We start from the raw sequence: 25,424 nt of genomic DNA on the forward strand, positions 1-25,424 counted from the left end.
GGACTCCTTCCGGACGCCGCCCTTTTTTGTGCAAGAGCATTATGCAAAGCAGCAGCAACCTGTTTCCCGTCGCCCTGATCAGCGCTGAACGTCGTGGCGACCTGAGTGAAGACGTCTACCGCCTCAAACCCGGTAACAGCCCCGACGGCACCGTCGAGCTGGCGGTTACCCGTCTGGGCCTGGCCGATGTCCCGGAAAACCGGGGCATACCGGTTATTTTGTTGCATGGCAGTTTTTCCAACCGGCGCTTCTGGTATTCGCCCAAGGGGATTGGCCTGGGCGCCTACCTGGCGCGCCAGGGGTTTGATGTGTGGATCCCGGAAATGCGCGGGCATGGCTTGTCCAAGCGCAATCATGACTACGCCCGCAATCGGGTCGCTGACTATGCGCGCTATGACTTGCCGGCCATCGGCGCGTTTGTGCGTGAGCAAAGCCGGCAGATCCCCCATTGGATCGGCCATTCCCTGGGCGGCACGACCCTGGCGGCAGCCCTGGGTGGCCAGCACCTGGGCGCACCGGCAGTGGCTTCGGTGGCCTTGTTTGGGTGCCAGGTCAGCCGCACTCACTGGCCGTTGAAACTGCCACCGGTGGAGTGGACCGGCCGCCTGCTCTTGAAGCGTTTCGGTGAATTGTCCGGCCCGCGGCTCAAGCGGGGGCCGGAAGACGAGCCCGCGGGTGTGTTGATCGAGGCCATGCGTTGGAATGGCCTGCTAGGGCGCTTTGGCGAAGGTAAAAACGACTGGTGGAAAGGCCTGGCAGGCGTCGATGTGCCGTTGTTGGCGGTCAGTGCTGCCGGCGACCGCCAGGACCCCGACTGGGCGTGTCGCAAGCTGTTCGAGCAAGTCGGTTCCGAGCACCGTCAGTATGTGTGCCTGGGCCTCCAGCAAGGGTTTACCGAGGATTTCGGGCACGTGGAAATGCTTGTCAGCAAATCCGCGCAGGCCGAAGTGTGGCCACTGGTGGAACAATGGTTGAAAGATCCGCTCACCCCTGTGGTTGGCGCGCAGGCCGAGGTGCTGGCCACGGGTTGAGGCAGCGCTCTGCCAAGGGCGTTTCACTCGTGTGTGGTTGCGGCTAAGATATGACGCGTTAAACGCTTCTGGTCATATTCAGTCGCGCAGTGGCTATTGCGTTGCGGCGAAGCGGATGGGATGTTTCGCACCTGCTTGGGCTGGCGCTTCTTTCGAAAGACACTTCTTTGACAGAAAGGAATTTTTCAATGAACCATTACGTGACCCCCGACCTGTGCGACGCCTATCCGGACCTGGTGCAGGTGCTTGAGCCGATGTTCAGCAACTTCGGTGGCCGAGATTCCTTCGGTGGCGAGATTGTCACCATCAAATGCTTCGAAGATAACTCCCTGGTCAAGGAGCAAGCCGACCAGCCTGGCGCCGGCAAGGTGCTGGTGGTCGACGGTGGCGGCTCCCTGCGCCGCGCGCTGCTGGGCGACATGATCGCCGAGAAAGCCGCGAAAAACGGCTGGGAAGGCCTGGTGATCTACGGTTGCATCCGCGATGTGGACGTCATTGCCCAGACCGACCTCGGCGTGCAGGCGCTGGCCAGCCATCCGATGAAGACCGACAAGCGCGGCATCGGCGACCTGAACGTGGTGGTCACCTTTGCCGGTGTGACGTTCCGCCCGGGTGAGTACATCTACGCCGACAACAATGGCGTGATCGTGTCGCCCAGCCCGCTGAAAATGCCTGAATAAACCGCAATAATCGATGGGGTAAGGATGTTCGAGGAAGAAAACGCGCAATGGGGGCTGGTGCATGCCCTGGTGCTGGACGGTAAAGGCGGTGCGCGTTCGATTGCCCGGACAGAGCTCGACGACTTGCAGCTGCAGCCCCAGGAAAGCCTGTGGCTGCATTGGGATCGCAGTCACCCGCAAACCCAGACCTGGCTGCGCAAATCCAGCGGCTTGAGCGAATTCGCGTGTGACCTGCTGCTGGAGGAGAACACCCGGCCGCGCCTGTTGCCGCTGCCGGACTCGGAATTGTTGCTGTTCCTGCGTGGCGTCAACCTCAACCCTGGGGCTGAGCCCGAAGACATGGTTTCGGTGCGTATCTTCGCCGCGGCCAGCCGGGTGATTTCCCTGCGTTTGCGCCCGTTGCGCGCGACCGACGAGTTGCTCGTGCAACTGGCGGATGGCAAGGGGCCAAAGACCGCGTCTGAACTCATCCTTTATATGGCGCAGTACCTGACCAATAAAGTGCAGGATCTGGTCAGCGACCTGTCTGAAATCGTCGATATAGAGGAAGAAAAACTGGATACCGACGAACGGTATACTCCCGAACATGGCAGTGTCTTGCAGATCCGTCGACGAGCGGCAGGGCTGAAGCGTTTCCTCGCCCCGCAGCGGGATATTTTTGCCCAGCTCACGCGGATCAAATTGCCCTGGTTCTGTGACGACGATGCTGACTACTGGAACGAATTGAACAACAGCCTGACCCGCTATCTGGAAGAGCTCGAATTGACCCGAGAGCGCGTGGGGCTTGTGCTGGAGGCCGAAGACCGACGCCTGAGCGTACGCATGAACCGCACCATGTACCGCTTCGGGATCATCACCGGGATCTTCCTGCCCATGAGTTTTCTCACCGGGCTGCTGGGCATAAATGTGGGCGGGATTCCGTTCTCTTCCAGCCCCTACGGATTCCTGGTGGCGTGCTTGTTGATGGCCTCTGTTGCCCTTGGGCAGTGGTGGCTTTTTCGACGATTGCGCTGGGTTTGAGCTGAATATGACCTGAACGTAGGAAGGGTCCTATGTGACCCCAAGAATTTTACCCTCGTCTTTTAAAACACTTGCGAGAGGTCTTTATGCACGATCCGTTCGAACAGTCTTTGCGTGACATGCTCAATGCCTCGCCGTCCAACCGCGACGACGATGCCTGCCTGGGCCGCGTGTTGAAAACCGCCAACCGCCAGGTCGGGGCGGGTGACCTGTTCGGGCTGCTCGGTCGCTGGGTGCCGGCGTTGATGATGGCCCTGAACAACGGTTCGGCCCACGTATCGCCGGTTTCCCGTCGTAAACCTCTTGCTCGCACTGCTGATAAGGCTGATTGAATATGGAACTTGATCTCTGGACCCAGAGCCTGGTCACCGCGATGACCGCATTGTGGACCAAGGTGGCGAATTTCATTCCCAACCTGTTTGGCGCCCTGGTACTGGTGTTGCTGGGTTTTGTCGTGGCGAAACTGCTCGACACCCTGCTGTCCAAATTGCTCGCCAAACTGGGCCTTGACCGGCTGATGGCGGGCACCGGCCTGACCAAGCTGCTGGGGCGTGCCGGGCTGCAGGTACCGATCTCGACATTGATCGGCAAGATCGTTTATTGGTTTGTTTTGCTGATTTTTCTGGTTTCTGCGGCTCAATCCCTTGGACTCGAGCGAGTTTCAGCTACGCTCGACATGCTGGCGCTGTATTTGCCGAAGGTTTTCGGCGGCGCGCTGGTACTGCTGGTCGGTGTGTTGCTGGCGCAATTGGCCAATGGGCTGGTGCGCGGCGCCGCCGAAGGCGTGGGGCTGGACTATGCCGCCGGCCTGGGACGAATTGCCCAGGGACTGGTCATCATCATCAGTATTTCGGTCGCGATCAGCCAGTTGGAGGTCAAGACTGACCTGCTCAACCACGTTATTGTGATCGTTTTGATTACCGTTGGTCTGGCCGTTGCGCTGGCCATGGGGTTGGGAAGCCGGGAAATTGCCGGTCAGATTCTTGCGGGAATCTATGTGCGTGAGCTGTATCAAGTAGGGCAACAGGTGCGTGTAGGCGAGGTCGAAGGGCAAATCGAGGAGATCGGCACAGTCAAGACGACAGTGCTGACCGATGACGGCGACCTGGTGTCGCTGTCCAACCGGATTCTCCTGGAGCAGCAGGTCAGTAGCCGCTAAACCGGCAAACCCTGCTAATGTACGCCGCCGCTGGCCCAGCTGATCGGGCCGTGGCGGACATTGACCTGACTGTCGGCACGACTTGTTTTGAATAAAGCCCAAACGCTGTCCACGCGCTATGACCCCCGTGAGCTCTCTGATGAGGAGTTGGTCGCGCGCTCGCACACGGAGCTGTTTCACGTAACTCGCGCGTACGAAGAATTGATGCGCAGGTATCAACGCACTCTGTTCAACGTTTGTTCAAGGTATTTAGGGAACGATAGAGATGCGGATGATGTCTGTCAGGAAGTGATGCTCAAGGTCCTGTACGGCCTGAAGAACTTCGAGGGCAAATCGAAGTTCAAGACATGGCTGTACAGCATCACGTACAACGAGTGCATCACGCAGTATCGGAAGGAACGGCGAAAGCGTCGCTTGATGGACGCGTTGAGTCTTGACCCCCTTGAGGAGGCGTCTGAAGAAAAGGCGCCGGCACCCGAGGAGAAGGGCGGACTTGATCGCTGGTTGGTGTATGTGAACCCGATTGACCGGGAAATTCTGGTGCTACGATTTGTCGCAGAGCTGGAATTTCAGGAAATCGCTGACATCATGCACATGGGTTTGAGTGCTACAAAAATGCGTTACAAACGTGCTCTTGATAAATTACGTGAGAAATTTGCGGGCGAGACTGAAACTTAGTGCGTGGCAAATATCTCTTACGTGTAGGCAAGTTCTGTTAGACTTGTCGCCGAGTTGTCCCCCGGTTTGTGGGACTGCTTTACAATCACCAGATGGGGATTTAACGGATGAAACTGAAAAACACCTTGGGCTTGGCCATTGGTTCTCTTATTGCCGCTACTTCTTTCGGCGTTCTGGCACAAGGCCAAGGCGCAGTTGAAGGCGAGCTGTTCTACAAGAAGCAGTACAACGATAGCGTCAAGCACATCGAAGACGGCTTCAATCCTGGCGCTCGCATCGGTTACTTCCTGACCGACGATCTGTCCTTGAACCTGTCCTACGACAAGACCAACCACACCCGTTCGAACGACGGTACTGGTAACCAGAAGATCAAAGGCGATACCGGCAGCCTGGTTGCCCAGTATCACTTCGGTCAAGCTGGCGTAGACAGCCTGCGTCCATACGTAGAAGGCGGTTTCGGTCACCAGAGCCGTACCAACGTTCAGGCTGACGGCCACAGCGGTCGCGACCAGACCACTTTCGCTACCGTTGGTACTGGCGTGAAGTACTACTTCACCAACAACCTGTACGCTCGTGCCGGTGTTGAAGCTGACTACGGTCTGGACAACGGCAAGTGGGACTACTCCGCACTGGTCGGCCTGGGCGTGAACTTCGGCGGTAACGCTGGCGCAGCTGCTCCAGCTCCTACCCCAGCACCAGCTCCAGAGCCAACTCCAGAGCCAGAAGCTCCAGTTGCTCAGGTTGTTCGTGTTGAGCTGGACGTTAAGTTCGACTTCGACAAGTCGGTTGTTAAGCCTAACAGCTACGGCGACGTGAAAAACCTGGCCGACTTCATGGCTCAGTACCCAGCTACCAACGTAGAAGTTGCTGGTCACACTGACTCCGTAGGTCCAGACGCTTACAACCAGAAGCTGTCCCAGCGTCGTGCTGACGCTGTTAAGCAAGTCCTGGTTAAAGACGGCGTTGCTCCTAGCCGCATCACCGCAGTAGGTTACGGCGAATCCCGCCCAGTTGCTGACAACGCAACTGAAGCTGGTCGTGCTGTTAACCGTCGCGTAGAAGCGTCGGTAGAAGCTCAAGCTCAGTAATTACTGAGTGGTAGAAAAAAGCCCGGCTTAGGCCGGGCTTTTTTTCGCCTGCGATTTACCTCAGGCGCTGGCTGCCGCAGTGACATAAGCGGCTTGCTCAGCGGCGGCGACCTTGCCGATTACCAGAATGGCCGGGCTCTTCAGCGCAAATGCCTGCGCCGCTTCATGCATATGCGACAGTTGACTGCGGCACTCGCGTTGCTGGGGCAGCGATGCATTTTCGATCATCGCCACGGGCATATCCGCTGCCATCCCGCCTTCCAACAATTGCTGGCGGATCTCCTCAAGTTTTGCCACACCCATGTAAATAACCAGTGTCGTCCCCCCTTCGGCCAGCGCACGCCAGTTCAGGCTGCTGTCATCCTGGGTGTGTGCCGTCACCAGCGTCACGCCACGGCTGACGCCGCGCAATGTCAGCGGAATCGCACAGTTCGTCGCCCCCGCCAGCCCCGCTGTGATCCCATTGACCAGTTCCACTTCGACGCCGCGTTCGCGCAGCCACGTTGCCTCTTCACCACCCCGCCCGAAAATGCACGGGTCGCCGCCCTTGAGCCGCACCACGCATTTGCCCTGGCGTGAGTAGCGCAACATCAGGCGATGGATAAAGTCCTGCGGCGTCGACCGGCAACCGCCGCGTTTACCCACGGTAATCACTCGCGCGCCAACGCAGTGTTCCAGCACTGCCGGGTTGACCAGGTCATCGATCAGCACCACATCGGCTTCGCGCATGGCGCGCACGGCCTTGAGGGTCAACAGCTCCGGGTCGCCGGGACCTGCGCCTACCAGCCAGACTTTTGCATTCATAAAGGGTTCCTCGTCCAGGGATGACGTCAGCGGTGAAAGAGTGAGTACAACAGCACCAGGTTGATCAGCATCGATAGCAGTCCCAGGGTGCGCCAGACCTTCAAGGGTTCACGCTCCAGCAACGGCCGGGCGCGGATACTCAGTTCTTGGCGGTCCGCGTGTTCGAGCACGCGCAGCCATTCTTCGGCGGTTTCGTAACGGTCGGCTGGCTCAGCCGCCACGGCCCGCTCCAGGCTGAGGGGCAGCCAATCCGGCAGGTCGGGGCGGTAGCGGCTGGCGCTGACAGGCTGGGTAAACCGGGGCCGTTGAAAGGCTTCGATCTCACCGTAGGGATAGTGCCCGGTCAGCAGGTAATACAGGCTGACGCCAACGCTGTATAAATCCTGCTGGGGCGTGGGGCGGTCGCCGTTGAACGCCTCCGGTGCGATAAAGGTTGGCGTGCCCGGCAGTGCGTGGGCGTGGTCTTGCGACAGGCCCGGGCAGTACGCCAGGCCGAAGTCCAGAACGCGCAGTTCGCCGTCGTCACCCAGCAGCAGGTTTTCCGGCTTGATATCGCGGTGCAGGATCTGCCGCCGATGCAGCATGCCCACTGCACGCAGCAAACGTTCGGCTATCAACTGCCATTGCGCCAGGGGCAAGGGGCCTTGATGCTGAAACAGTTCGGCCAGGGTTTGGCCGGAATATTCCCGCATCACGTAGTACAAATGCTGGCGCCCGTTGCCGGAATGTACTTCAGGAAATGCCCGCCCGGCGACTCGCCGCAAGAACCACTCCTCCGACAGCAAGGCCTGGCCAGCATCGCGGTCATCGTCGCGGCTCAAGGGTAGGGTTTTTAGCAGCCAGCGCTGCTGCTGGGCATCTCGCACCCGGTACAGTAACGATTGCCGGCTTTGCGCCAATACGCTTTCCACCTGCCAGCCTTCAAAGTGTTGGCCGGCTTTCAGCGGGGGCGGCAGTGGCCATTGTTGCAACTGCACCAGGGCATCGCCCAGGGTTGCCGCGCCAAGGGTGTCAACGCGTACCAGCAGGGCGCTGGCATTGTCCTGGCTGCCAGCCAGGTGGGCGGCGTTCACCAGGGTGTTGACGGCCAGCTCCAGGTCCGTTTGTTCGCGTAGAATCGCCTGAATACTGTGATCGCCCAGGGTTGCCCAAACGCCATCACTGAGCAGCAGGAAACATTCGCCTTCGCGCAACTGGCCGTCGAGGAAGTCCAGCACCAAGTGTTGATCCAGGCCGAGCGCACGCTTGAGCACATGCTGCATGCCCGGCTGTTCCCATACGTGGTCCTCGCTGATGCGTTGCAGTTCGCCGTCCAGCCAGCGGTAAACCCGGCAATCGCCGACGTGCGCCAGGGTAAAGCGCTGGCCGCGAAACACCAGGGCGCTGAGGGTTGTCAGCAAGGGCTGGCCACCGCCGTTGGCTTGCAACCAGCGATTCTGGGCCAGCAACAGACGCTCCAGGGCCTGGGCCACGCCCCAGGTTTGCGGCGTGGCGTAGTAATCCAGGGCCAGCGCCTGCAAGGTCGAGCGCGCGGCCAAGCCACCGTCGGCGCACTGGCTCACGCCATCGGCGATGGCGCACAGGTGGCCTTTGCTCGCCGCCAGTTCGGCCACGGGCGTTACCACCCGCAGCGCGTCCTGGTTTTCCGCGCGTGGCCCGATGGCACTGGCGTGGGCGATGCTCAGTTTCAGGCTCATCAGACCCGCGCAGCCGTCACGGCAGCCGAGCCCCAGGTGGTTCTCCAGCGACGCTTCACGCCATGCAGGCCGAACCAGGCCAGCACGCCCAGGCTGGCGAACAGCCACAACGCCATCTGATAGCTGCCGGTGCTTTGTTTGATCGCGCCCATACCCGCTGCCAGGGCAAAGCCGCCAATGCCGCCGGCCATGCCGATCAGGCCGGTCATCACGCCGATTTCTCGACGGAAGCGCTGCGGCACCAGTTGGAACACTGCGCCATTACCCGCACCCAGGCCGAGCATCGTGCAAACGAACAGGGCCAGCGCCGCGTAGGAACTTGGTAGGTTGAAGCCCACTGCCGCAATGCAGATCGCCGCCACGCTGTACATGCCCAGCAGGGTGCGAATCCCACCAAAGCGGTCTGCCAGGGCGCCACCGAGTGGGCGCATCAGGCTGCCGCCGAACACGCAGGCGGCGGTGTAGTAGCCGGCAGTTACCGGGCTCAGGCCGTACTGGTCGTTGAAGTAACCGGGCAGCGCGCTTGCCAGGCCGATGAAGCCGCCGAAGGTCACGCTGTAGAAAAACATGAACCACCAGCTGTCACGGTCGCCCAGCGCCTTGAAGTAGTCGGCCATGGACTTGGCCTTGGGCCGTTCAGGGGCATTGCGCGCCAGCCAGGCAAACACGATCAGGGTCAGCACCAGCGGGATCAATGCAAAGCCGAAGACGTTGCTCCAGCCGAATGCGGCCGCCAGCACAGGTGCCAGCAATGCGGCGAACACAGTGCCCGAGTTGCCCGCGCCAGCGATGCCCATGGCCTTGCCCTGGTGCTCGGCCGGGTACCATTGGGAAGCCAGCGGCAGTGCAACCGCGAAGGAAGCGCCGGCCATGCCGAGGAACACGCCCAACAGCAGGGCTTGTTCGTAACTGTGGATCCCCAGTTTCCAGGCACCGAACAAGGCGCAGATCACAATCACCTGGCCGATCAGGCCGGCGGTCTTGGGCGACAGTTTGTCTGCCAGCATGCCCATCAGGAAGCGCAGCACCGCACCCGCGAGGATCGGTGTCGCCACCACCAGGCCGCGTTGTTGGGTGGTCAGGTGCAGGTCGGCGGCAATCTGCACCGCCAAGGGGCCCAGCAGGTACCAGACCATGAAGCTCAGGTCGAAATACAGGAACGCGGCAAACAGGGTCGGGGTGTGCCCGGATTTCCAGAAGCTTGATTTCATCACGCACCTCAACGGTTGGGAGTCTTGTAAGAAGGCCTGGTGATGGAACAGCCGGCTAAGGCCGCCCCACCGGCCCCGTCTCCGGGGCCAAAACGAAAAAACGCCGCCACCGGGTTCGCGAGGGCAAACCGGGTGTGCGACGTCTTTGTCGTGGAGGGGCAACCGCCGTTGGCTACCTGTGATGTTTACTTAGCAAGAGCTGCGCCAAGAGCAATCGCTGAGCCCGATCAGCCCAGCAACTCACTCATGGCGATAATCTGCTCCGCCACCTGGATCAGCTTCTGCTGACGGCTCATGGCCTGGCGGCGCATCAGGGTATAGGCCTCTTCCTCGTTGCAGTCTTTCATTTTCATCAACATGCCCTTGGCCAACTCGATGCGCTTGCGCTCGGCCAGTTGCTGGTCGCGCGCGTGGAGTTGGGCGCGCAAGGCCTGGTCGCTTTCAAAGCGGGCCATGGCCACGTCGAGGATCGGCTGCAGGCGCTGGGCCTGGATGCCTTCGACGATGTAGGCGCTGACGCCGGACTTGATCGCCTGGCGCATTACGTTCGGGTCGTGCTCGTCGGTAAACATCACAATGGGACGGGGTTGGTCGCGGCTGACCAAGACCACTTGCTCCATCACATCGCGGCCCGGTGACTCGGTATCGATCAGGATGACGTCCGGGCGCACCGTTTCGACGCGCGCGGGTAGGTCAATGGTCAGGCCGGACTCATCGATCACCTCAAAACCGGCCTCGATCAGCGCCGCCCTGAGGCGGCCGACCTTGCGCGGGGTGTCGTTGATCAACAGGATTCGCAGCATCGGGGGCCTCCTGTCAGCGCAAGGCGTGGCGGCTGGAAGGTTCTGCCATGGCATGCAGGCGGAAGCTGCGCGCATAGCCGGTGGGGTCGGCGCCGTCCCAGACCTTGCCGTCGATCAACTGACTGCTGCGCATGTCATGGCCGTTGTCGGCAATGCCCAGCGCCTTGGCCGCTTCACGGTAGAGCGCCAGTTGCTGCACCTGGCGGGCAATGCCCAGGTAGTCGGGATCCTCACGCAACAGGCCCCAGCGCCGGAACTGGGTCATGAACCACATGCCGTCGGAAAGGTAGGGCAGGTTCACCTCGCCACCGGCGAAAAAACGCAGGGCGTGGGGATCTTGCCACTGGTTGCCAAGGCCGTCGTCATAGGCGCCCAGCAGGCGTGGTTCGATGCAGTCGAGTGGAGCGTCAAGGTACTCGCGCCCACTGAGCAGTTGGGCGGTGGAGCGGCGGTTTTCGCTGCTTTCTTCGATAAACCGGCTGGCCTCCAGGATAGCCATCACCAGCACGCGCGCGGTGTTGGGGTAATGTTCGACAAACGCCTGGGTGCAGCCGAGCACCTTTTCCGGATGGTCCGGCCAGATCGCCTGGCTCGTCGCCAAGGTAAACCCTTGGTTCTGCTTCACCGCGCTGGCGCACCAGGGTTCGCCGACGCAAAAGCCATCGATACGCCCAGCTTGCAGGTGCGCAACCATTTGCGGCGGCGGGACCACCACGCTGTCCACATCGTGCAAGGGATGAATGCCTTGGCTCGCCAGCCAGTAATACAACCACATGGCGTGGGTGCCTGTGGGAAAGGTCTGGGCGAAGGTCAGTTTTGTTCGGCTTTGGTGCACGTGGCGATCCAGCGCCTCAGGAGTGATCACGCCTTGCTGTTGCAAACCGTGGGACAGGTTGATGCTCTGGCCGTTCTGGTTAAGCCCCATCAGTACGGCCATGTCGGTGGGCGCGACGCCGCCGATGCCCAGGTGCACTGCATAGATCAACCCGTACAGGCTGTGGGCGGCGTCCAGTTCGCCGCTGACCAGTTTGTCGCGCAGGTTGGCCCAGGATGATTGGCGCTTGAGATTGAGCGTCAGGCCGTAGGGTTGGGCGAAGCCCTGGGTGGCCGCCACCACCATCGAGGCGCAGTCGCTCAAGGCCATGAAACCCAGGTCGAGGCTGCTTTTTTCCGGGGCATCACTGCCATTGACCCAGGCCAGCGGGTCGTTCATCGGGCTGTCGCCTGCCGAATCGTTCATCAACACCTACCTTTTCATTCAAAAAAAAGCGTCGTTCCCGCAGATGGCGATGCAAGCCAGTGTGGGTAACGACGCCTTTGTCCGTAAGCTCGCTCCGCCGTTGGCGCGGGCTCTGATACAGACTTCATAGCAAGGCACATGCCACGGGGGTGAAGGTTGGGTCGGTCGTCAACTTTCCATCAAGATTCAAACCAGGCGGCCTTTCAGTATGGCGGCACTCTCTAGCCAGACCGCCCAGGAAACGCCACGGTGTATGCCGACTTCCCTGCAACGATGCCCCGCCTCCGGTTTTGCCGATGGTTATTGTTTGTTGCGCTCATTTGCGCGCTGCTGTCGCAGAGCGTGCTGGCCAGGGGCACGCTCTACCAGGCACACGACGACAGCCTGCATACCGTATTGACTGCCCTCTCGGAGTCGCTCGGGTTGCCTATCGTCGTCAGCCAGGCAGTGGCACGCAAACGCGTCAGTGCAGCGCTGGATTTCGATGCGCCGCAGCAGGCCCTGGAGATGCTTGCGCTGCAACAGGAGCTGATCTGGTATGGCGACGCGCAAGCGCTGTATGTCTATGACGCTGACGAGGCCACGCGCTCGGCCGTAACCTTGCGGCATATATCCGTCGACCGGCTGCGTAGCCTCATGCGCCGCGCGGGCCTCGATGAGTCACGTCATCCCTTGCGTGAAAATGGAGGGCGAACATTTTATGTGTCGGGCCCACCGAAATATGTCGACCAGGTGCTGCGCCTGGCCCAACTGATGGACCGGCAAAGAGCTGACCTGACGGTGGGCAAGCAGGCCTTTGCCGTCATCCAGGTGCTCAACACCGATGTCGCAGACCGGCACTACGGCACGCGCGACAATCCGGTCACCGTACCGGGCATGGCGTCGATGGTCGAAACCCTGCTGGCCAGCGAACACAAGGGGTTGCTCGCCGACAAGAGCCTTGGCGTGATCGCCTACGCGGACAGCAACAGCCTGCTGATCAAGGGCAAGCCGGCGCAGGTGAGTTTCATCCAGAACCTGGTTGCGGAGCTCGACATACCCAAGCGGCCCATCGAGGTCTCGCTGTGGGTGGTGGATGTGGAGCGCGCTGAACTCAAGAAGCTCGGCCTGGACTGGGACGAGGGCGCGAACGCTTCGCCGACGCGAGTCCTGGCGCCGCAGGACGATCGTGACCTGATGGCCAAGATCGGCACATTGGAGCGTCGTCGGCGAGCGAGGGTGGCGACATTGCCGGTGATTCTCACCCAAGAGAATGTGCCTGCGGTGTTCCAGGACAACCGCACGTTCTACCTGCCCTCTGCCGGAGACGATCGGGTTGATTGGAAACCTGTGCGTTATGGCACCCAGGTCAGCGTACTGCCGCGTTTTGCCGAGGCCAACCAGATCGAGATGCGCCTGGAGGTTGAAGAGGAGCGCCAGATGAGCGAGGCGGGGCGGCGTGAAGAAAACACGGCAGTGGGGCGAGTGAGCATCAACAGTGTGGTGCGTGTACCTCAGGGCAGGCGTCTATGGCTCGGCGCATTTGAGCGGGAGCCAGAACGGCGAGGGCCTGGTCGTCCAGCGCAAGTACGGCTGTTCGTGATCCAGGCCAGGGCCCTGGAGGACGAGCCGAAAGGGGGCGCCGCAGGGCCACCGCCCTTGACGGCTACGCAATACGAGCGCGTCCAGCGTGCGTTTGTGCGGCGGGGGCGTGATGTCTCACCGTGACTGACTGGGCGTTGAATGGCGCGAGGTGTATCAGGCGGCGGCCTGGAAACGGTGAATGGTGAAACGTCTTACGGGGCGGTCTCCAAAACCGCTGGATATATCGGCTTTTTCCTAGCGTGAGTCGTGTGTCAGGTTCGTATAGTCGTGGCAGGGGCACATGAGCCAGTAATGAATGTGAGGACTTCAATGTCAGCAGTCGGATATCGAGGTAGCAATGGCTGTCGTGGGTGAGGGAGGGGCGACGACTCCCCTGGTCTTTGCGTGCTGGGTCCTGCATGGCGATGGTCGCCTGGCAGGCGCGGGGGCGGACGTTCAGTTACCACCCAAGGAGTGGCAAGTGTTGCGGCTATTACTGGTATCTGGTGGCGTGTTGATGACCAAGGACCGGTTGTTGGAGCTGGCCTGGCCTCAAGGTGAGGTTGCCGAGGAATCTCTGACGCGCTGCATTTACTCACTGCGCAAGTACCTGGGTGCCGACAAGGGCTTTATCAAGACGATCTACGGTCGGGGCTACCGCTTTACATGCCCGGTGGTGACCGGGGGGCATGCACCCGACCGCGTGGAGCATGTGTGCACGTCCTGCGGCCAAGTCAGCCATGGGTGGGTCAAGCGTGGCTAGGTTCTTGAGCAAGGGCCTGGCGCTGAGCGTGATGATGGCCAGCAATCAGGCACTGGCGTTTTGCTGGGAGGAGGCTGCCAGCCAGCACAATATCGAGCCGGAGTTGCTGCAAGCGATCGCCGCCGTGGAGTCGGGTTTTCGTGCGCAAGCGATGAATCATGCCAACCGCAATGGCACCCGAGACATCGGCCTGATGCAGATCAACAGCATCCACCTGCCGCGCCTGCTCAAGCAGGGGATTACCGAGGAACGGCTGCTCACTGAGCCATGCCTGTCGGTAGAAGTGGGGGCTTCGATTCTCGCCGAGTTCATCCAGCGCTTTGGCTACAACTGGAAGGCAGTAGGTTCCTACAACGCGGGGACGGGGTCGGGGCCTGAGCGTGAAGCGTTGCGCATGCAGTATGCGGAGAAAATCTGGGCGTATTATGAGCAGTTGGTCGCGCATCGCTACTGATGATTGAGGTTCACGCCTCGCGCGGCACCTGTCACCCCGGCTATAATCGCCGCCACCTTTCGCCGCCATCCGAGTCTAGCCCGCCCATGTATACCCTGGCCCGCCAGCTGTTGTTCAAACTCTCCCCGGAAACCTCCCACGATCTGTCCCTGGACCTGATCGGTGCCGGTGGTCGCCTGGGGCTCAATGGCCTGGTATGCAAGGCACCGGCAAAAATGCCGGTATCGGTGATGGGGCTCGATTTCCCCAATCCGGTCGGGCTGGCGGCTGGCCTGGATAAAAACGGTGCGGCCATCGATGGTTTTGCACAGCTGGGCTTCGGTTTTGTCGAAATCGGCACCGTGACCCCGCGACCACAACCGGGTAACCCCAAGCCACGGATTTTCCGCCTGCCGGAAGCCGAGGCGATCATCAACCGCATGGGCTTCAACAACCTGGGGGTTGATCATCTGTTGTCGCGTGTTCAAGCGGCGAAGTACCAGGGCATCCTGGGCATCAATATCGGCAAGAACTTCGACACGCCGGTTGAGCGCGCGGTGGATGACTACCTGATCTGCCTGGACAAGGTCTACGCCCACGCCAGCTACGTCACGGTCAACGTCAGTTCGCCCAATACCCCGGGCCTGCGCAGCCTGCAGTTCGGCGACTCCCTCAAGCAGTTGCTCGAAGCCTTGCGCCAGCGCCAGGAAGACCTGGCGTTGCGCCATGGCAAGCGTGTGCCGTTGGCGATCAAGATTGCCCCGGACATGAGCGACGAAGAAACCGTGCTGGTTGCCCAGGCCCTGGTGGATTCGGGAATGGACGCGGTGATCGCGACCAACACCACCCTCAGCCGCGTCGGCGTCGAAGGCTTGTCCCATGGAGATGAGGCTGGCGGCCTGTCGGGTGCCCCGGTGCGTGACAAGAGCACGCATATAGTCAAGGTGCTGGCTGCCGAACTGGGCGGGCGCTTGCCGATCATCGCGGTCGGTGGCATTACCGAAGGCAAGCATGCGGCTGAGAAGATCGCTGCCGGCGCGAGCCTGGTGCAGTTGTACTCCGGCTTCATCTACAAGGGGCCGGCGTTGATTCGCCAGTCTGTGGATGCCATTGCGGCCAGCGGGCTTGCCCCGCGTTGGGCTGCGAAGCAGGCCCAATAAGGCCCAGGCAATTTTTCAGGTGAAAATGCGGCGCCTGGTGTCGGGGCTGCGTCGCCACCTGATGCCGGCAAGTCCCCTCGCCACCATAAAAAAGGGCTCCTTGAAGGAGCCCCCTGGGCCGAAGCCCGCCGCCCGGATGGGGCGTGCATGGTAAGTCGTTACAAATTCAAAGGTGGTGTCGGAATTAATTGCCCTTGATTAGCCGACGGCGTGAAGTTCGTTGAGTCTGTGGATGCCCGCAGTGCCAGTCATACCGTCCCAGTTGTCGCCGCGTCCTTCTCGCCAGCCATTGATCCAGGCTTGGCGTACCGACGGTAGAGTAAATGGGCAAAGCTCACGGGATTTGCCATGAACGCCATATTGATATCCGCGTAAAAATGCTCTTTCCAACGGATCACGCTTAAGTCTTCTCATAGGGTGTTTCCCTCACTTGTTGACTGTCTTGATATCCTTCGGCCTCGTCAGAGGCCGGGCAGAGTTTTTCTGCCGTTGGTGGGCTCGCTGCCGGCGTGGCGAGCCTATGTGTCGGCGTCGTTACGGCGCCAACCTGTGTTGAGTTCTAACCAATAGGTCACATGGATTCAATGATCGTTTTGTCATAAGCACGTAACGATAACGATGCTATAGCCATAAGCTGGGATGGCTTTTCGCCCCATTTATTCGGCAAAGCCAGCTATGATGCACCCTGCAAAGAGGATGGGTTTAATCCTTTAGTGAGAATGCCCGCCCGCTGCAGTCGGTTATTATTCGACGAAGGGTCGGAATATTTCTTTTTGTTACGTCAAATTATTCATCTGCCCCGTCAATAAAAGGCTCAAAGGCCCAGCAGGCGGGGTGGGACGGCACATTCGTGCCACGCGAGCACTCTTCAAGAAAAGTGCTTGATTGAAAACCGAGCCGGCGATGCGTCGCCCGTTCATTTATTGCTGAAAAGCTTGGATTGCCCCATGTCGGACCGTTTTGAACTCTTCCTCACTTGCCCCAAGGGCCTCGAAGGCCTGCTGATCGAGGAAGCCGTCGGGCTTGGCCTTGAGGAAGCCCGCGAGCACACCTCGGCCGTGCGCGGAATGGCCGACATGGAAACCGCCTACCGCCTGTGCCTCTGGTCGCGCTTGGCCAACCGCGTGCTGCTGGTGCTCAAGCGCTTCCCGATGAAGGACGCCGAAGACCTCTACCACGGCGTACTGGATATCGAGTGGGCCGACCACATGGTCCCGGATGGCACCCTGGCGGTGGAATTCAGTGGCCACGGCTCGGGCATCGACAACACCCACTTCGGTGCGCTGAAGGTCAAGGATGCGATCGTCGACAAGCTGCGCACCCCGACCGGCGAACGCCCGTCCATCGACAAGATCAACCCGGACCTGCGCATTCACCTGCGCCTGGACCGCGGCGAAGCCATCCTGTCCCTCGACCTGTCCGGCCACAGCCTGCACCAGCGCGGTTACCGCCTGCAGCAGGGTGCAGCGCCGTTGAAGGAAAACCTGGCGGCCGCGATCCTGATCCGCTCCGGCTGGCCGCGTATTGCCGCAGAAGGCGGCGCGCTGAGCGACCCGATGTGCGGTGTGGGGACCTTCCTGGTGGAAGGCGCGATGATCGCGGCCGACATGGCGCCGAACTTGAACCGCGAACTGTGGGGGTTCACCACCTGGCTTGGTCACGTCCCGGCGCTGTGGAAAAAACTGCATGCCGAGGCCACTGAACGTGCCGCAATTGGCATGAACAAGCCGCCGCTGTGGATCCGTGGCTACGAAGCCGATCCACGCCTCATCCAGCCAGCGCGCAACAACATCGAGCGCGCCGGCCTGAGTCACTGGATCAAGGTGTACCAGGGCGAAGTCGGCACCTTCGAGCCGCGTCCGGACCAGAACCAGAAAGGCCTGGTCATTTGCAACCCGCCGTACGGCGAGCGCCTGGGTGACGAAGCCAGCCTGTTGTACCTCTACCAGAACCTCGGCGAGCGCCTGCGCCAGGCCTGCATGGGCTGGGAGGCGGCAGTGTTCACCGGCGCACCGGACCTGGGCAAGCGCATGGGCATCCGCAGCCACAAGCAGTATTCGTTCTGGAACGGCGCCTTGCCGTGCAAGTTGCTGCTGATCAAGGTCAACCCTGACCAGTTCGTCACCGGCGAGCGTCGCACCCCGGAGCAGCGCCAGGCCGAGCGTGAGCAAGCTGCGTACGATCAAGCCCCGGCTGAACCGCAAGAGCGCCAGTACAACAAGAACGGCAACCCGATCAAACCCGCCCCGGCCCCCGTGGTCGAGCAGGCGCGCCTGAGCGAAGGCGGGCAGATGTTTGCCAACCGCCTGCAAAAAAACCTGAAGCTGCTAGGCAAGTGGGCCAAGCGCGAAGGCGTGGATTGCTACCGCGTGTACGATGCCGACATGCCGGAATACTCCATGGCGATCGACCTGTATCACGATTGGGTCCACGTGCAGGAATACGCGGCGCCCAAGTCCATCGACCCGGAAAAAGCCTCCGCACGCATGTTCGATGCGCTGGCGGCCATTCCCCAGGCGCTGAACATCGACAAGAGCCGCGTGGTGGTCAAGCGTCGCGAGCGCCAGAGCGGCACCAAGCAATACGAGCGCCAAAGTGCGCAGGGCAAGTTCACCGAAGTCAGCGAAGGCGGCGTGAAGCTGCTGGTCAATCTCACCGACTACCTGGACACCGGCCTGTTCCTCGACCATCGCCCGATGCGTCTGCGCATCCAGAAAGAGGCCGCCGGCAAGCGCTTCCTGAACCTGTATTGCTACACCGCTACCGCCAGTGTGCACGCGGCCAAGGGCGGCGCGCGCAGCACCACCAGTGTCGACCTGTCCAAGACCTACCTGGACTGGGCGCGCCGCAACTTCTCCCTCAACGGTTTCTCTGACAAGAACCGCCTGGAGCAGGGTGACGTGATGGCATGGCTGGAGGCCAGCCGTGATGAGTTCGACCTGATCTTCATCGACCCGCCGACCTTCTCCAACTCCAAGCGCATGGAAGGCATCTTCGACGTGCAGCGTGACCATGTGCAGTTGCTCGACCTGGCCATGGCGCGCCTGGCGCCGGGCGGCGTGTTGTACTTCTCGAACAACTTCCGCAAGTTCGCGCTGGAGGACAACCTCAGCGAACGCTATGCGGTCGAGGAAATCAGCGACAAGACCATCGACCCGGACTTTGCACGCAATGCGAAGATCCACCGGGCGTGGAAAATCACCGCACGCTGATCGCTGCCCCTAAAAGAGCCGCAAGCCTGATTTATTCCGGGCTTGCGGCTTTTTTACGCTGGTCAAATTCAGGACCGATGGCTATAACTAAGGCCTAGCCAAAGTGACACCCCCCGCACACTGGCGTTGTGAGTGTTGCCTATGCCGTTGCAAGCTGTCCGCCCGAAAATCCTAGGCTTTATCAGTGAGCAGGCGTCGGCTTGGCTGGTGGCATTGGTGGTGTTACTGGCAGGGTTTGCCTTGACGGCGATTGTCGCCTGGGCGGCGTCCGACCTTTATCAGCAACAGGTGCGCCAGCGCTTTCAGTTGCTGGTCAATGAGCGCTATACCCGCCTGCAGGAACGCTTCGACGACCAGGAGCAACGTCTGAACAGCCTGCGGCGTTTCTTCGTCAATTCCGACGACGTATCCCGTGAAGAGTTCGACGGTTTTGCCCAGCCCTTGTTGTTGCGCGCTCGCGCTTATTCCTGGGCGCCCAGGGTATATCGCGAGCAGCGCGGCCAGTTTGAACAAGCCGTGTCCCACCAGCGCGGCATGCCCTTTGTTATCCGAGAGTTGAATTCGGCCGGTGAGTTGGTGCCTGCGCCCGAGCGCGACGAGTACGTGCCGGTGTTGTACAGCCAGACCCAAAGCCTGCTGGGCGCACCGCTTGGCTTTGACCTGTTGGCCCAACCGCTGCGACGATCGGCCCTCGAACGTGCGCAAAACACCGGCAGGCTGGCGGTCTCCCAACCCATGCAATTGGTGGGGGTAGAACCGGCTTATGCGACCGGAGTTTTACTGGTCGCGCCGGTGAGCCACCTGTCCACTTCCGAACAATCCCAGAACGAACCCTACGGCTATGTGATGGCGGTGATCAGCATGCGCCAGCTGGTGGCCGACGGTTTGCCCAAGCCGAATCGGGACAACCTGGTGATGCAGATCGTCGATACCTCCGACCTGCAGCAACGCGTGCTCTTCGAGTCCAACAATGCCGTTGGCGAGAGTACCCTTGTCGGCGCGCGCCGCCTCACATTGGGCGACCATGTTTACGCCCTGAAACTGCGCCCAAGCCAAGTGTTCGACCAGGCCAACCACTCTTCGCTGTCTACGGTGCTGACCATGGGTGGCTTGCTCAGCCTGTTACTCAGCGCCTTGCTCTATGTACTGGTGAGCCAGCGCCAGCGTGCGTTGAAACTGGTGGAGCAGCGCACTGCCCAATTGCGTTTGCGTGAGCAGGAATTGCGCGGTGCCCATGGCCAATTGCGCAGCGTGCTGAATGCCGCCACCCAGGTGGCGATCATTGCCACCGACCTGCGCGGTGTCATCAACACGTTCAACGCCGGTGCCGAGCAGATGCTGGGCTTCAAGGCCGAAGACGTGGTGGGCACGCACACCCTGGAAAGCCTGCATCTGGCGACTGAACTGGAAGCGCGCTCCGCCAGCCTGACGGTGGCCCTGGGCAAGCGCATACCCGCGAGCCAGGCGATGCTGGTGGAAAGCCCGGACAACCTGCACGAAGCCCGTGAATGGACCTTGGTCCGCCAAGACGGCAGCCCATTGACCGTGAACATGCTGGCCACGGTCTTGCTGGATGACCATGGTTTGTGGATCGGGCACCTGGCGATTTACCTGGACATTACCGAACAAAAGCGTGCCTACGAAGCCTTGGCGGCTCGGGACCGCCTGCTCAAGAAACTCAGCGCCCACGTCCCCGGCGGAATCTTCCAGTTCACCCTCGAACCCCACGACAACTGGAAGTTTATCTACGCCAGTGATGGCATGCGCGACATCTATGAAATCGAGCCCGGCGTGTTGCAGCAGGATGCGAAGAAGGTCTTCGAGCGCATCCATCCCCTGGATGCGGAACGGGTGCGCGCCTCGATCCGCTTGTCGGCGTTGCAGTTGAGCCATTGGCGCGAGGAGTACCGGGTGCTGTTGCCACAGCGTGGCCTGCGCTGGATTCGTGGCGAGGCCACGCCGGAAGAGCTACCCGCAGGCGGTACGCTATGGCATGGCTACGTGTCGGATATTTCCGATCTCAAGCGGGTGGAAGAAGAGCTGCGTGCGCTGTCGATTACCGACTCCCTGACCGGCATCCACAACCGTCGCTATTTCCAGGATCGCCTCAAGGCCGAGATGGTCAGGCTCAACCGCACCTCGGGGGCGTTGTCGTTGATCATGCTCGATATCGATCACTTCAAGCGTATCAACGACCAGCATGGGCATGCCGTCGGCGATGGGGTGTTGCAGGAGCTGTGCAAACGCATCGGCCAGCGCCTGCGTCGCACCGATGTGTTCTGCCGCCTGGGTGGCGAGGAATTCATGGTGCTGTGCCCCCACACCGATGGCGATCAGGCCTATAGCCTGGCGATAGAGTTGTGGGAGTCGCTGCGCTGTGCGCCCATGGAGCCGGTAGGGACCGTCACCGCCAGCTTTGGCGTGGCCAGCTGGCGAGTGGATGAGGGCATCGACGGGCTGCTGCTGCGCGCCGACTCAGCCGTGTACGTGGCCAAGCAAGCGGGCAGGGACAGGGTGGAGGCCGAGCGCTTGCGCGCTTGAGACCGCCGCAGGCCCGCTCCCACATGGGCCTGCGTGATGTCTTAAAGGACGGGAGCGGCCGCCATCACCTTCGGCTGGCGATACAAATCCAGCAGCACCTGGTCCAGCACCGACGAAGCGCCCCATGGCTTCGGATCGTTGAGGATCGCCACCACGGCCCAGGTATTGCCGTTGTTGTCGCGGCTGAAACCGGCGATGGCGCGCACAGTGTTCAAGGTGCCGGTCTTGACGTGCGCTTCGCCGCGCATGGCGGTGGTCTTCAGGCGTTTGCGCATGGTGCCGTCAGTGCCGGCAATCGGCATCGAGCTGATGTACTCCGCGGCGTAAGGGCTTTTCCAGGCGGCTTGCAGCATGGCGGCCATCTCGCGGGCGCTGACCCGTTCGGCACGGGACAGGCCGGAGCCGTTTTCCATCACCAGGTGCGGCGCGGTGATGCCTTTCTTCGCCAGCCACTGGCGCACCACCCGTTGCGCGGCCTTGGCATCGTCGCCGTCGGCATCGTTGCGGAACTGCGCGCCCAGGCTCAGGAACAGCTGCTGGGCCATGGTGTTGTTACTGTATTTGTTGATGTCGCGGATGATTTCTGCGAGGTCCGGCGAGAAGGCCCGGGCCAGCACCTTGGCGTCCTTGGGCACCGGCGCCTGGATGTCGCGGCCCTGGATGGTACCGCCCAGTTCCTTCCAGATCGCCCGTACGGCACCAGCGGTGTAGGTGGCGTGGTCCAGCAATGACAGATAGGTCTGCGAACTGCAGCCATCGGCCAACTGGCCGCTGACAGTGACTGTCACGCTGCCATCGGCGGCGGTGACCGGGTTGTAGCGCACATCGCCAGTGCACTGCTTGGCGTTGGAAACCTTGACCTGGTTGTCGATGCGGATGCTCGCAATCGGCGGCTCGACCGACACCAGCACCCGGCCGGAATCATTGCGCGTCACAAAACGCAGGGCCTTGAGGTTGACCAGCAGCGCGTCCGGCTTGACCAGGAACGGTTTGTTCTCGTCGTTGCCATCGTCATTGAATTCCGGCAACAGCGGCTGGTTGAAGAAGCTGCGGTCCAGCACCAGGTCCCCGGTGACTTGCTGCACACCGTTGGCCCGCAGGTCGCGCATCAGCAGCCAGAGTTTTTCCATGTTCAGCTTGGGGTCGCCGCCGCCCTTGAGGTACAGGTTGCCGTGCAACACACCACCGCTGAGGGTGCCGTCGGTGTAGAACTCGGTTTTCCACTGGTGGTTAGGGCCGAGCATTTCAAGGGCCGCATAGGTGGTGACCAGCTTCATGGTAGAAGCCGGGTTCACCGACACGTCGGCATTGAATACGGTAGGCGTGCCGGGGCCGTTCAGGGGGATCATCACCAGGGACAGCGCAGTGTTTTGTAGCTTGGCTTTGGCGAGTGCCTGCTGAACATTGGGCGGCAGGGTGTTGTTGACGGGGGCAGCGGAGGTGGAAAAGGCCAGTGGAAGAAGAAAACCGGCGAGCAACACGGAACGCAAAGATTTGATCATAAGAAGTAGAACCCTACTGCTGAGGAGGGTGAAAAAGGCGAGGGGTATAGAAGAAAATCCCTCAATAGTCATGAAAGTGTCGGCATTATGCCCCAAGGTGGATCCCGTTGTAGCTGAACGATAGCTGGTAATCAGCGTTTTTTTACCTGCAAAGTGCCGCCTGTCCCAGAGAGTCGGGCAATCGCCGCCTTAAACTGCTAAAGTGCCGCCCGTTATTACTTATGAGGATTGTTCCAATGGCGACTAACCGTTCCCAGCGTCTGCGCAAAAAACTGTGCGTTGATGAATTTCAAGAGCTGGGTTTCGAACTGAACCTGGATTTCGTAGAAGGTTTGGACGACAAGGCTATTGACGCTTTCCTCGACGCCTTCCTGAAAGAAGCGATGGAGGCCAACGGTCTCGGCTATGTTGGCGGCGATGACTACGGTCTGGTTTGCCTGCAGAAGCGTGGTTCGGTCAGCGAAGAGCAGCGTGCTGCCGTTGAAGGCTGGCTCAAAGGCCGCAGCGAGCTGAAAAGCGCTGAAGTCAGCCCGTTGCTGGACGTGTGGTATCCGGATAAGCCGATCAACGCGGCCAAGTGATACTGAAGAAAACGGCGACCTGAAGGTCGCCGTTTTTTTATGCCTTGCGCCAGTTCAGAATCAGCAGCGTCAGCACCCCCGCCACAATCCCCCAGAACGCCGACCCGATCGAAAACAACGTCAAGCCAGACGCGGTGACCATGAAGGTGATCAGCGCCGCTTCGCGTTCCTTCGGCTCATTCATGGCGATGCTCAGGCCATTGATGATCGAGCCAAACAACGCCAGCGCTGCAATCGACAGCACCAACTCCTTGGGCAAGGCCGCAAACAAGGCCGCCAAGGTCGCGCCAAACACGCCGGCAATCCCGTAGAACACCCCGCACCATACCGCGGCGGTATAACGCTTGTTACGGTCCTCGTGGGCATGGGGCCCGGTGCAGATCGCCGCGCTGATGGCGGCCAGGTTGATGCCGTGGGAGCCGAATGGCGACAGCACCAGCGAAGCCAGGCCGGTGGCGGTGATCAGGGGCGAGGCGGGCACGTTGTAGCCGTCCGCCCTGAGTACCGCGACGCCGGGCATGTTCTGCGAGGTCATCGCGACCACGAACAGTGGGATGCCGATGCTGATGGTCGCCGCCAACGAGAAGTGCGGCGTGGTCCACACGGGCGTCGCCACTTCCAGGTGGAAACCGCTGAAGTCCAGCAGCCCCATGAGCCCTGACAGCAGGGTGCCGATGACGAGTGCGGCGAGTACCGCATAACGCGGCGACAGGCGCTTGATCACCAGGTAGGTGAAGAACATCCCCAATACCAGGCCGGTGCGATGCTGTGCGGCGACGAAGATCTCGCTGCCGATCTTGAACAGAATCCCCGCCAGCAACGCGGCTGCCAGGGATGCCGGGATGCGCTTGACCAGTTTTTCAAAGCTGCCGGTCAACCCGCAAATCGTCACCAGCACGGCGCAGGTGATGTAGGCGCCGATGGCCTCGCCATAACTCACCCCCCCCAGGCTAGTGATCAGCAGCGCGGCGCCCGGCGTCGACCAGGCAATGGTGATGGGCGTGCGGTAGCGCAGGGACAAGCCGATGCTGCACACCGCCATGCCGATGGAAATCGCCCAGATCCATGAAGAAATCTGCGCCGTGGTCAAGCCGGCGGCCTGCCCGGCCTGAAACATCAGGACCAGGGAGCTGGTGTAGCCGGTCATCATGGCAATGAAGCCGGCGACGACGGCCGACGCAGACGTGTCGGCCAGCGGGCGCAAAGGCGCTTGGGTGGCGTCGTTCATGGAGAGGTGTTCCTTTTACCTGGGGTGTAGCCGGTGACGGCGCAGATTCAAGCCTAAACTCAAACGTAACGACTCATTGCAATACAGCCGCGGCCGCAAACAGCCGTACAGTGTGTTGGCGCATTGGGTTGTGTACAATGTGCCCTGTTTTTAGGTGATACTTGCCAGCGACACGCTGTTGCCGTATTACCGTTAATTCGCCGCCGTTCTCCAAACCCGAGTGCCCATGAACGAACAGTTGCAACCTCTCAAGAAACAACCGCGTGCCGGCAAGGCTGGTCGCAGCGGAACCCAGGACGATATCGTCTACGCGCATATCTTCGAGGCGATCCTCGAACAACGCCTGGCACCCGGTACCAAGTTGAGTGAAGAGGCACTGGGCGAGATCTTTGGCGTCAGCCGCACCATTATTCGCCGCGCCTTGTCGCGCCTGGCCCATGAAGGCGTGGTGCTGCTGCGGCCCAATCGCGGTGCAGTGGTCGCCAGCCCGAGTGTCGAGGAAGCACGCCAGGTGTTCCTCGCGCGGCGTCTGGTGGAGCGGGCGATCACCGAATTGGCGGTGCAACACGCCACGGCCGAGCAACTCGCCGAGCTGCGCCAGATGGTCAACGATGAACGCGACAGCTTTTCCCGTGGCGATCGCGGAGCCGGTATCCGCCTCTCCGGCGAATTCCACCTCAAGCTGGCCGAAGCGGCCAAGAATGCGCCGCTGATCAGCTTCCAGCGCAGCCTGGTGTCCCAGACCTCATTGATCATCGCCCAGTACGAAAGCGGCAATCGCTCGCACTGTTCCTACGATGAGCACACCCAATTGATCGATGCGATCGAGGCACGGGATGCGGCGCTGGCGGTAAACCTGATGATGCATCACATGGACCATATCGACAGCAAGCTCAACCTCGATGAAGAGAGCGCGTCGGATGATTTGCATGCGGTGTTCTCACACCTGTTGCAGACCAAGAAGCCGGGGCGCTCGTCCATCAAGCTGTAAGCTCCCGGCTTCACATGGGACAAAAAAATGTGGGAGCGG

At 60.9% G+C, this 25,424-nt stretch carries 23 protein-coding genes; 15 read left to right on the top strand and 8 right to left on the bottom strand.

Features of this window, described 5'->3' with window-relative positions; all coding sequences use genetic code 11:
- Nucleotides 1–41 precede the first annotated feature (41 nt).
- From CQ002_RS10280 to CQ002_RS10310, 7 genes are all read left to right on the top strand, one after another.
- The gene (locus tag CQ002_RS10280; RefSeq protein WP_105162695.1) at nt 42–1,031 is read left to right on the top strand and encodes an alpha/beta fold hydrolase; all 990 of its coding nucleotides are present in this window, start codon (nt 42–44) and stop codon (nt 1,029–1,031) included.
- A gap of 188 nt (nt 1,032–1,219) precedes the next feature.
- Nucleotides 1,220–1,711 carry a ribonuclease E activity regulator RraA gene (rraA, locus tag CQ002_RS10285; RefSeq protein WP_010208490.1) on the top strand — a complete coding sequence of 164 codons (492 nt, stop codon included), beginning with the start codon at nt 1,220–1,222 and terminating at the stop codon, nt 1,709–1,711.
- A gap of 24 nt (nt 1,712–1,735) precedes the next feature.
- Nucleotides 1,736–2,731 carry a zinc transporter ZntB gene (locus tag CQ002_RS10290; protein ID WP_034108226.1) on the top strand — a complete coding sequence of 332 codons (996 nt, stop codon included), beginning with the start codon at nt 1,736–1,738 and terminating at the stop codon, nt 2,729–2,731.
- Between the two features lie 86 nt (nt 2,732–2,817).
- Nucleotides 2,818–3,063 (top strand): hypothetical protein, encoded by a 246-nt coding sequence (locus CQ002_RS10295; RefSeq protein WP_025854229.1) that lies wholly within the window; start codon nt 2,818–2,820, stop codon nt 3,061–3,063.
- Between the two features lie 2 nt (nt 3,064–3,065).
- Nucleotides 3,066–3,890: a mechanosensitive ion channel domain-containing protein gene (locus CQ002_RS10300; protein ID WP_003175519.1), complete on the top strand. Its 825-nt coding sequence runs from the start codon at nt 3,066–3,068 to the stop codon at nt 3,888–3,890.
- A gap of 87 nt (nt 3,891–3,977) precedes the next feature.
- The gene (sigX, locus tag CQ002_RS10305) at nt 3,978–4,568 is read left to right on the top strand and encodes an RNA polymerase sigma factor SigX (RefSeq protein WP_010208495.1); all 591 of its coding nucleotides are present in this window, start codon (nt 3,978–3,980) and stop codon (nt 4,566–4,568) included.
- Nucleotides 4,569–4,675: 107 nt separating this feature from the next.
- The gene (locus CQ002_RS10310; protein WP_015885346.1) at nt 4,676–5,656 is read left to right on the top strand and encodes an OmpA family protein; all 981 of its coding nucleotides are present in this window, start codon (nt 4,676–4,678) and stop codon (nt 5,654–5,656) included.
- A gap of 60 nt (nt 5,657–5,716) precedes the next feature.
- Here the strand turns inward: CQ002_RS10310 and cobA are convergent, their stop codons facing one another.
- From cobA to CQ002_RS10335, 5 genes are all read right to left on the bottom strand, one after another.
- Complete coding sequence (cobA, locus tag CQ002_RS10315; RefSeq protein WP_098467207.1) at nt 5,717–6,460, bottom strand: uroporphyrinogen-III C-methyltransferase; 744 nt, start codon at nt 6,458–6,460, stop codon at nt 5,717–5,719.
- Nucleotides 6,461–6,486: 26 nt separating this feature from the next.
- Nucleotides 6,487–8,157: a bifunctional protein-serine/threonine kinase/phosphatase gene (locus tag CQ002_RS10320; RefSeq protein WP_105162694.1), complete on the bottom strand. Its 1,671-nt coding sequence runs from the start codon at nt 8,155–8,157 to the stop codon at nt 6,487–6,489.
- Complete coding sequence (locus CQ002_RS10325) at nt 8,157–9,368, bottom strand: NarK/NasA family nitrate transporter (protein ID WP_034108223.1); 1,212 nt, start codon at nt 9,366–9,368, stop codon at nt 8,157–8,159. The genes CQ002_RS10320 and CQ002_RS10325 overlap by 1 nt, the downstream gene beginning before the upstream one ends.
- 227 nt (nt 9,369–9,595) lie before the next feature.
- Nucleotides 9,596–10,171 (bottom strand): ANTAR domain-containing response regulator, encoded by a 576-nt coding sequence (locus CQ002_RS10330; RefSeq protein WP_034108222.1) that lies wholly within the window; start codon nt 10,169–10,171, stop codon nt 9,596–9,598.
- Nucleotides 10,172–10,184: 13 nt separating this feature from the next.
- Entirely contained in the window at nt 10,185–11,411 is a 1,227-nt protein-coding gene (locus tag CQ002_RS10335; protein WP_105162693.1) for a CmpA/NrtA family ABC transporter substrate-binding protein, read from the bottom strand.
- A gap of 273 nt (nt 11,412–11,684) precedes the next feature.
- On the opposite strand from CQ002_RS10335, the gene sctC reads away from it, so the two are divergent.
- The 4 genes from sctC to CQ002_RS10355 all read left to right on the top strand — a co-directional run bounded on the left by sctC (nt 11,685) and on the right by CQ002_RS10355 (nt 15,330).
- Complete coding sequence (sctC, locus tag CQ002_RS10340; protein ID WP_105162692.1) at nt 11,685–13,118, top strand: type III secretion system outer membrane ring subunit SctC; 1,434 nt, start codon at nt 11,685–11,687, stop codon at nt 13,116–13,118.
- A gap of 214 nt (nt 13,119–13,332) precedes the next feature.
- Nucleotides 13,333–13,737 (top strand): winged helix-turn-helix domain-containing protein, encoded by a 405-nt coding sequence (locus CQ002_RS10345; protein WP_105162691.1) that lies wholly within the window; start codon nt 13,333–13,335, stop codon nt 13,735–13,737.
- A 31-nt stretch (nt 13,738–13,768) separates the two neighbouring features.
- Nucleotides 13,769–14,191 (top strand): transglycosylase SLT domain-containing protein, encoded by a 423-nt coding sequence (locus tag CQ002_RS10350; protein ID WP_237142827.1) that lies wholly within the window; start codon nt 13,769–13,771, stop codon nt 14,189–14,191.
- Between the two features lie 86 nt (nt 14,192–14,277).
- Nucleotides 14,278–15,330 (top strand): quinone-dependent dihydroorotate dehydrogenase, encoded by a 1,053-nt coding sequence (locus tag CQ002_RS10355; protein WP_105162690.1) that lies wholly within the window; start codon nt 14,278–14,280, stop codon nt 15,328–15,330.
- Between the two features lie 198 nt (nt 15,331–15,528).
- Here the strand turns inward: CQ002_RS10355 and rmf are convergent, their stop codons facing one another.
- Nucleotides 15,529–15,744 (bottom strand): ribosome modulation factor, encoded by a 216-nt coding sequence (gene rmf / locus CQ002_RS10360; RefSeq protein ID WP_002553055.1) that lies wholly within the window; start codon nt 15,742–15,744, stop codon nt 15,529–15,531.
- Nucleotides 15,745–16,277: 533 nt separating this feature from the next.
- Between rmf and rlmKL the strand changes: the two genes are divergently transcribed.
- Nucleotides 16,278–18,542 (top strand): bifunctional 23S rRNA (guanine(2069)-N(7))-methyltransferase RlmK/23S rRNA (guanine(2445)-N(2))-methyltransferase RlmL, encoded by a 2,265-nt coding sequence (gene rlmKL, locus CQ002_RS10365; protein WP_069078003.1) that lies wholly within the window; start codon nt 16,278–16,280, stop codon nt 18,540–18,542.
- 141 nt (nt 18,543–18,683) lie between these two features.
- Entirely contained in the window at nt 18,684–21,083 is a 2,400-nt protein-coding gene (locus CQ002_RS10370) for a diguanylate cyclase (protein WP_105162689.1), read from the top strand.
- Between the two features lie 41 nt (nt 21,084–21,124).
- Here CQ002_RS10370 and dacB read toward each other — a convergent pair whose 3' ends face one another.
- Nucleotides 21,125–22,585, bottom strand: a complete 1,461-nt coding sequence (gene dacB, locus CQ002_RS10375) for a D-alanyl-D-alanine carboxypeptidase/D-alanyl-D-alanine-endopeptidase (protein ID WP_069078001.1) — start codon at nt 22,583–22,585, stop codon at nt 21,125–21,127.
- A 236-nt stretch (nt 22,586–22,821) separates the two neighbouring features.
- Between dacB and CQ002_RS10380 the strand changes: the two genes are divergently transcribed.
- Nucleotides 22,822–23,166 carry a YggL family protein gene (locus CQ002_RS10380; protein ID WP_034108205.1) on the top strand — a complete coding sequence of 115 codons (345 nt, stop codon included), beginning with the start codon at nt 22,822–22,824 and terminating at the stop codon, nt 23,164–23,166.
- A gap of 37 nt (nt 23,167–23,203) precedes the next feature.
- Here the strand turns inward: CQ002_RS10380 and CQ002_RS10385 are convergent, their stop codons facing one another.
- Nucleotides 23,204–24,394, bottom strand: a complete 1,191-nt coding sequence (locus CQ002_RS10385; protein ID WP_034108203.1) for a benzoate/H(+) symporter BenE family transporter — start codon at nt 24,392–24,394, stop codon at nt 23,204–23,206.
- 226 nt (nt 24,395–24,620) lie between these two features.
- On the opposite strand from CQ002_RS10385, the gene CQ002_RS10390 reads away from it, so the two are divergent.
- Nucleotides 24,621–25,385, top strand: coding sequence for a GntR family transcriptional regulator (locus CQ002_RS10390; protein ID WP_015885332.1), 765 nt, complete (start codon nt 24,621–24,623; stop codon nt 25,383–25,385).
- The last annotated feature ends 39 nt before the right edge of the window (nt 25,386–25,424 follow it).

The sequence above is a fragment of the Pseudomonas sp. MYb13 genome (assembly GCF_002980075.1).
Taxonomy (GTDB): Bacteria; Pseudomonadota; Gammaproteobacteria; order Pseudomonadales; family Pseudomonadaceae; genus Aquipseudomonas; species Aquipseudomonas lurida.